General features: G+C 66.3%; 6 protein-coding genes and 1 pseudogene. 4 read left to right on the top strand and 3 right to left on the bottom strand.

What is annotated here, in order from left to right:
• The 3 genes and pseudogenes from RDU12_RS11080 to RDU12_RS11070 form a co-directional block, all read right to left on the bottom strand.
• Positions 1-262: pseudogene (locus RDU12_RS11080) on the bottom strand (hypothetical protein); the annotation flags it as partial.
• Between the two features lie 19 nt (positions 263-281).
• Positions 282-614 carry a hypothetical protein gene (locus RDU12_RS11075; RefSeq protein WP_300289384.1) on the bottom strand — a complete coding sequence of 111 codons (333 nt, stop codon included), beginning with the start codon at positions 612-614 and terminating at the stop codon, positions 282-284.
• A 22-nt stretch (positions 615-636) separates the two neighbouring features.
• Entirely contained in the window at positions 637-1,098 is a 462-nt protein-coding gene (locus RDU12_RS11070; RefSeq protein WP_300289383.1) for a helix-turn-helix transcriptional regulator, read from the bottom strand.
• Between the two features lie 232 nt (positions 1,099-1,330).
• Between RDU12_RS11070 and RDU12_RS11065 the strand changes: the two genes are divergently transcribed.
• From RDU12_RS11065 to RDU12_RS11050, 4 genes are all read left to right on the top strand, one after another.
• Positions 1,331-1,705 (top strand): hypothetical protein, encoded by a 375-nt coding sequence (locus RDU12_RS11065; protein ID WP_300289382.1) that lies wholly within the window; start codon positions 1,331-1,333, stop codon positions 1,703-1,705.
• Between the two features lie 3 nt (positions 1,706-1,708).
• Positions 1,709-4,387, top strand: a complete 2,679-nt coding sequence (locus RDU12_RS11060) for a type IV secretory system conjugative DNA transfer family protein (protein ID WP_300289381.1) — start codon at positions 1,709-1,711, stop codon at positions 4,385-4,387.
• 108 nt (positions 4,388-4,495) lie between these two features.
• Positions 4,496-5,059, top strand: a complete 564-nt coding sequence (locus tag RDU12_RS11055; protein WP_300289380.1) for an RHS repeat domain-containing protein — start codon at positions 4,496-4,498, stop codon at positions 5,057-5,059.
• A partial coding sequence (locus tag RDU12_RS11050; RefSeq protein WP_308684619.1) for an RHS repeat domain-containing protein occupies positions 5,049-6,369 on the top strand: 1,321 nt, incomplete at its 3' end. The genes RDU12_RS11055 and RDU12_RS11050, both read left to right, overlap by 11 nt.

Here is a 6,369-nt window from a genome sequence, read left to right as displayed (position 1 = left end):
GCAGTTGCACCCCCGCCGCCGCCAACAGCCACCAACGATCCGCCTTCAGGCTCAACCAGACCAGCGCGCCGAACAGGGTGATCGACACCAGACCGACGCCCCATCTCAGGCCGCCGATCTGAAGATCGTCCACCAGAGGCGTGGCCAACATGGCGGTCAGAAAAGCGACAGCGGCGATCCGTTCGGCGATTCGTCCCTTCCACAGCTGCAGTCCGATGCTGAAAGCGCTCAGGCACAGGACGGAAAGCTGTGTGATAGTCATGCCGGATCTCGCGCTTTGGTCAGGCGGCGGCCGCGATTGTACCGACCACCACCGGACCCGGTTTTTCCTCGAGCGGGCCGTCCAGTCGCCAGCCCAGGTCATGGGCGGACGCGACGGCGGCGAGTCCGCCGTGGCCCTCGACCACGGCGCCCCTGGCCTCGGCCAGCTGGGTCAGACCGCGGACCATATTGACGAGGGCGGGGTGCCCCACTTCGGCGGCTAAACCCGCTTCGGCGCGGCTCTCGATCATGGCCTGGATCAGGGCGCTGGTTTCGACCATGGCCTTGTCGACGGCGTGTTCCGCGGTCCGGAGGCGAAGCGCGATCCGGGCGCTGACATGTCTGTTCTTCATAATATCGTCCTAACGCTGATGATCAGTCCTGCGTCAGGTCGGCGGTTGGGGGTGCGAGCGAGGCCAGGGCCCCGACGGCCCCGGACACCACATTCACAATCCCGACCGTGATCAAGGCGGCGACGGCGGCGAAGATAAGAATCAGTCCCGGTCGGAGGCTGCGCCGCGGTGGCGGCGGGAGAAGCCAGGCGCCAGTTCTGGTCCAGATCGTCCCTTGCATATCGTCGCCCGGATCGCCCGGCGCAGAGCGATCTGACCTGGATCCGGCGGCGGCGGTGATAGCCTCTGAACCGTATAGCGGTTCAAACGCTATACGGCGGAGGGCGGCCTTGCGCGAGGAGACCTGGAGCCGCCGCATGGCCTCACGGATGTGCAGGCTGACGGTGTGATGCGAAATGCCCAGATGGCGACCGATATCCTTGTCGGTCATGGTCGCAGAGAGCTGCAAACACTCCAGCTGACGATCTGTAAGTCGGCCCGTCATCACCCCTCCGCGGCCGAACCTATGTCGCTCAAGGGTCGGACGCCAGACGATATTTCGACGACTCGCGGCGCCGCCTGCGTTTCCGGCCGGCCGCTCGCGGCTCCCGTGCGGGACGTGGGGCTGCCGGCCAGGCGTCTTTGCCGAACACTGGTTGCCAAGAGTGCTACGCCAGATATAGTCGCACGACTTTAGCGAGTTGTCCGGGCAGACGGACGAGCCGGGGGCGTGAGCAATGAAACTGCTGATACGGCGCGACCAGCGCGCGGGCCTGCTGGGCAAGATGATCTTCACCCTCGACGTGCGGGCCGACCTGTCCGCCGACGAGAAGGAGCGCATCCGCAAATACAAGCTCCAGGACGCGGAGCTCTACGCCAGTCACGAGATCACCGGCGGCAGTGGTCTGCTGGGAGCCGCTTCGCGGCTGGCGTACAAGGCGGTCAGCCTGACCCTGACGGTGAGGGATCTCGAGGGCGGCAAGCGTATCGAAGTCAAGGACGTGGTCGAGCTCTTGGCCATCGAGGATCAAATCCGCGAGGCGGCCCGGACCTTCAAGGCCGTGCTCGACGCCGCCTCCCATTTCGGCGGCGAAGAAGTGCTCGAACTCTAGCGCGTGTTCGGCAACACCAATCTGACCCATTGGCTCGGCGGCGGCGTCCGCGACCGGGAGCTGCAGGAGACCCGCGAGCGCTGGGCCGAGGTCGAGAGGCTGTGGCGCGCCTCGCCCCTGGCCGCGACCTCGGTCGACGACCTCGCCGTCGATCTGGTCAAGGGCGTGATCCGCGCCAGCGATCGGGCGCCAGCTCTGCCGGTGCTGATGGCCGCCGCCGACGCGGTCGAGGGCGTATTGCGTGGCGAGGACCTGATCGCGCTCGAGGCCGACTGGCCGGTGATCGAGGCCGACGCCGCCGTCGCCGTCGAGGTCCGCAAGTTGCTGGCGCGCCGCCGGCGCTGGGCGGCGGATTTCGAGCGCATGTTCGGCCTGGTGCGGGAGCGGCTGAGCGAGGGCTTCCTCCGTCTGTTCCAGACCCTGCCCGAGGGCTGCTTTGCGGCCTGGGACACCGAAGGCGGCGACGCGCTCGGCGTGCCCCTGATCGAGCTCCTCGACCAGCCGGCCGAGGCGGTCGAGCGTTTCGTCATGCTGCCCTATGACGACGAGCCGCTGAGGATGGAACTGTTCGAGCGGCTGCGGGTGCGGCTGGTCGCCAATATGCTCGTCGCTTCCGGCTTCTCGCCGGAGGCCGATCCGCACATCGTGTCCGACCGGCTGATCGTCCCGACGCGCCAGAAGAACCGCACCCCGTCCGAACTGGTCGAGCTCTATCTTGGGGGCACGCCGTTCGCCGATCTGCTAGATCTGCCGGTGCCGTTCCGGGTGCCCGATGAGATGCGCTTTGAGCATTGCCACATCGTCGGCGGCACCGGCCACGGCAAGACCCAGCTGCTGCAGCGGCTGATCCACGACGACCTGGTCAAGGCGGTCGAGGACGGCCGCTCGGTGGTGGTGATCGACAGCCAGGGCGACCTGATCCAGAAGCTGCTGCGGCTGGAGCTGTTCTCCCCGGAGGTCGAGGGGAGCCTCGCCGACCGGCTGGTGCTGGTCGATCCGTCGGACATCGAATTCCCGGCCGCGCTCAATCTGTTCGACGCCCATCTGGAGCGGACCGAGGGGTATTCGGCCCTCGACCGTGAGCGGGTGCTGAACGGGGTGGTCGAGCTTTACGAGACCTTTTTCGGGGCCATGCTCGGGGCCGAGCTGACCCAGAAGCAGGGGGTGATCTTCCGCTATCTCGCCCGGCTGATGATCACCATCCCGGACGCCACGATCCACACCCTGATGCAGGTCATGGAGGACGGCGCGCCGTTCAAGCCTTTCATGGGCCGGCTGCAGGGTTCGGCGCGGCATTTCTTCGCCACCGAATTCTTCGCCCCGTCGTTCGCCGCCACCAAGAAGCAGATCCTGCGCCGGCTGTGGGGGGTGCTGTCGACCCCGGCCTTCGAGCGCATGTTCATGCAGCCCGAGAACAAGCTCGATCTCTACGCGGCGATGAACGAGGGCAAGATCATCCTCGTCTCCACCGCCAAGGATCTGCTCAAACAGGACGGCAGCGCCCTCTTGGGCCGCTTCTTCATCGCCATGATCGCCCAGGCGGCGCTGGAGCGGTCGGTCATCCCGGCGGAGGAGCGTACGCCGACCTTCGTCTATATCGACGAGGCGCAGGAGTATTTCGGGGACGACGTCGAGACCATCCTCAACCAGGCCCGCAAATACCGCGTCGGCTTGACCCTGGCCCACCAGACCCTAGACCAGCTGTCGCCGCGGCTGCGGGCGGCGCTGCATGCCAACACCTCGCTGAAGTTCGCCGGCGGCGTCTCCGCCCGGGACGCCCGCGCCTTCGCCGACGAACTGCACACCACAGCCGACTTCATCGAGAGCATGCGGCGAAGGCGCGACCGCACCGAATTCGCCGCCTGGCTGAAGAATATGACGCCCGGCGCGGTGCGCCTGACCACGCCGCTCGGCTATCTGGAACGCCAGCCGACCTCGAGCGCCGAGGCCTTCGAGCGTTTGCTCAAGGCCAATCGGGCGCGCTATTGCGGTCAACCGATCGAGGCCGAGCCGCCGACGTTTTCGGGGCCGATTGATGCCCCCCGGGCTCCGGTCGAGACGCCGCTGTCGGGAGAGCCTCGGGCGCCGCCTCAAGTCGGGCCGGGCGGCGAGGACGCTCCGCCATCGCCGCGCCCGTCTCGGTCGCCTGCCGGTCCGGCCCGTCCGACGATTGAACCCGGCAAGGGTGGGGCCCAGCATCGCTATCTGCAGTCGCTGATCCGGGAGCTCGGCCAGCAGCAGGGGTTCCGCGCCACGGTCGAGGCGTCCGTCGGCGGCGGGCAGGCGGACGTGCTGCTGGAGCGGGACGGTCTGCGGGTTGGCTTCGAAGTCTCGGTCACAACCCCGACCGACCACGAGGCGGCGAATCTCCAGAAATGTCTCACCGCCGGGCTCAATCACGTCGCGCTCGTCATAGTGAAGTCGCGAGCGACCGGCGTCCGCTTCCGTGAGGCCGTACTGGGCAGCATCGAGGAGGCTTATCGGGAAAGGGTGGCCTTTCTCACGCCCGAGGGGCTGCCGGACTACATCCAGGCCTTGGCGCCGCCACCCGGCCCGACCGAGACGGTGGTGAGGGGGTATCGGGTGAAGGTGAACCGCATCCTCGCCCCGGCGGATGAAACCCGGACGCGGCGCGACGCCGTGGCCCGGATCGTGGCCCGGTCTCTGTCGCGCGAGAGTTGAGCCGAGGCGTCAGTCGGCGACTTGGCCTGACATATCCGCCGAGTCCGTACCGCGCACTCTCCCTAACATTGACGGGCTCGCCTTTAAGAGGAATGGTGAAGCTCGACGTTGTTGGGGGTTCCGATGTTGAGCGGTCGTCGTTTTCTGCTGCAAGGGTTGGTCGGGAGTATCGCGGCCTTGGCGATGCGGGCGCCGGCCCGCGCCCAGGAGGTTCAGTACACCTATGATGTATTGGGACGCCTGGCCTCGGTCACCTATCCCAGCGGTGTGGTCACGACCTACACCTATGACGCCGCCGGCAACCGCACCCAGAAGGTCACCGGCGCGTCGCCGCCTCCGCCACCGCCTCCGCCTCCGCCGCCACCGCCCCCGCCACCGCTGGCGGCATCGGTCTCCGCCACGAGCTGGTTGAGCAGCGCCTCCGGGGATGATCCGCCCGTACAGGTCACGGCCACTGGCGGAACGCCGCCGTACGCCTATGCCTGGCAGAAGGTGACCGGCAATCCTGGGACATTGTGCGTCGCCCCGACCTCCAGCGCGGGCACCTGGTATTTCTCGGGCGGCAGTCTCTTCCCGCCGCTGAAGATCTCCACATGGCGCTGTCAGGTCACTGATGCGGCGTCGGGATCGACTTTCACTCCCAACGTCGAGGTTACCATCGATGTCAGCTGACCTCTTCAAGCGCCTCCGGGTGCGTGACCTCGCCTCGGCCTCCCTGACGGTCTTGGCGCTAGCGATGGGCGCCAATGAAGCCGCCGCCCAGGCCCAGCCCATGCCACCTGAACACTACACGCTGGATCCTCGCGGCGTGGATCTCATCACAGGCGGCTTCAACCACAGCACGACCGACGTGGTGATCGGCCCCGCCGGCGGGGGGGGGCTGGTCCACGCGCGCCAGTACCTCGAGGGTTGGCGAGACGTCGAGGTCGGCGGCCTGGTCATGACAGGGTCTGAAATCGTGGTCGCCACCGGCACGGTGTCGGTGACTTTCGTGCCGGACGGCTCCGGCGGCTGGAAGTCGAAGTATGACGATGGCTCTACGTTTGAAATTCTCGCTGTAGACTCCTTCAAGGTCACGGACAGAGACGGCGACGTCGCGCTGTTCGCCTCCCCAGAAATCGGCTGGGGCATCACGAACTATGGCTATTCTCATCTGGTCACCAGCGAACGCACCCCGGATGGGTCGGAAACGACCTATCATTGGAAGTCCGCTTGCCAGAACGGCGGTGAACTGCCGTGGTGCCTCAACGATCTGAAGCTGACCCGGCTGCAGGCGATCACCAACAACCGGGGCTATCAACTCAAGTTCTCCTACGCCTCCAACGTGCCAAATCCCTACCAGGACTGGTTGCGGGTCACCAAGGTGACGGGGCTGAACATGGCGGTCGACTATTGCGACCCTAGCGCCGACACCTGCCCCACGTTCAGCGAAACTTGGCCGAGCATGACGTATGCTTACGGCGGCACGCTCCAGCCGGTAAACCCAGCGCCAGCATCCACGACCGATCAGAGCGGTCGGACCACCAACTACACCTATAGCAGTTTTCGGATCACGAGCATCCGCTACCCGGGCGCGACTCATGACGACGTTGCCGTCACCTACAACGCTTACCCGGACCTACGCGTCAACGGCGTCACCGACGGCTCAGGTGCCTGGACATACGGCTATTCCACCGTCGGCACGACCCAGACCACGGTCGCCAGCGGTCCGTTGAACCAGCAGCTCACCGTGGCCGCGAACCTGACGACGGGCCTGGCCACATCCGTCACCCAGGTGACGTCGGTTGCGCCGACGGTAAGCCGAACTTGGGCATACCAGTACGACTCCGACCTCAGGACCACCCGGATAACCCAGCCGGAAGGGGATTACGTCGCCTACGAATACGACAGCCGCGGCAATCCCACCAAGACAACCTACGTTCCTAAGTCCGGTACCGGCTCCCTGGACATCGAAACGTCCGCCACCTATCCTGCGACGTGTT

Origin of the sequence: Brevundimonas sp., assembly GCF_031082345.1 — a bacterium.
GTDB lineage: Bacteria > Pseudomonadota > Alphaproteobacteria > Caulobacterales > Caulobacteraceae > Brevundimonas.
This window is presented reverse-complemented; position numbering and strand designations above follow the sequence as displayed.

Coding starts and splice junctions, on each gene's coding strand:
- RDU12_RS11075 (WP_300289384.1), bottom strand. CDS start 614: ATGAAGAACAGACATGTCAGCGCCCGGATCGCGCTTCGCCTCCGGACC.
- RDU12_RS11070 (WP_300289383.1), bottom strand. CDS start 1,098: ATGACGGGCCGACTTACAGATCGTCAGCTGGAGTGTTTGCAGCTCTCT.
- RDU12_RS11065 (WP_300289382.1), top strand. CDS start 1,331: ATGAAACTGCTGATACGGCGCGACCAGCGCGCGGGCCTGCTGGGCAAG.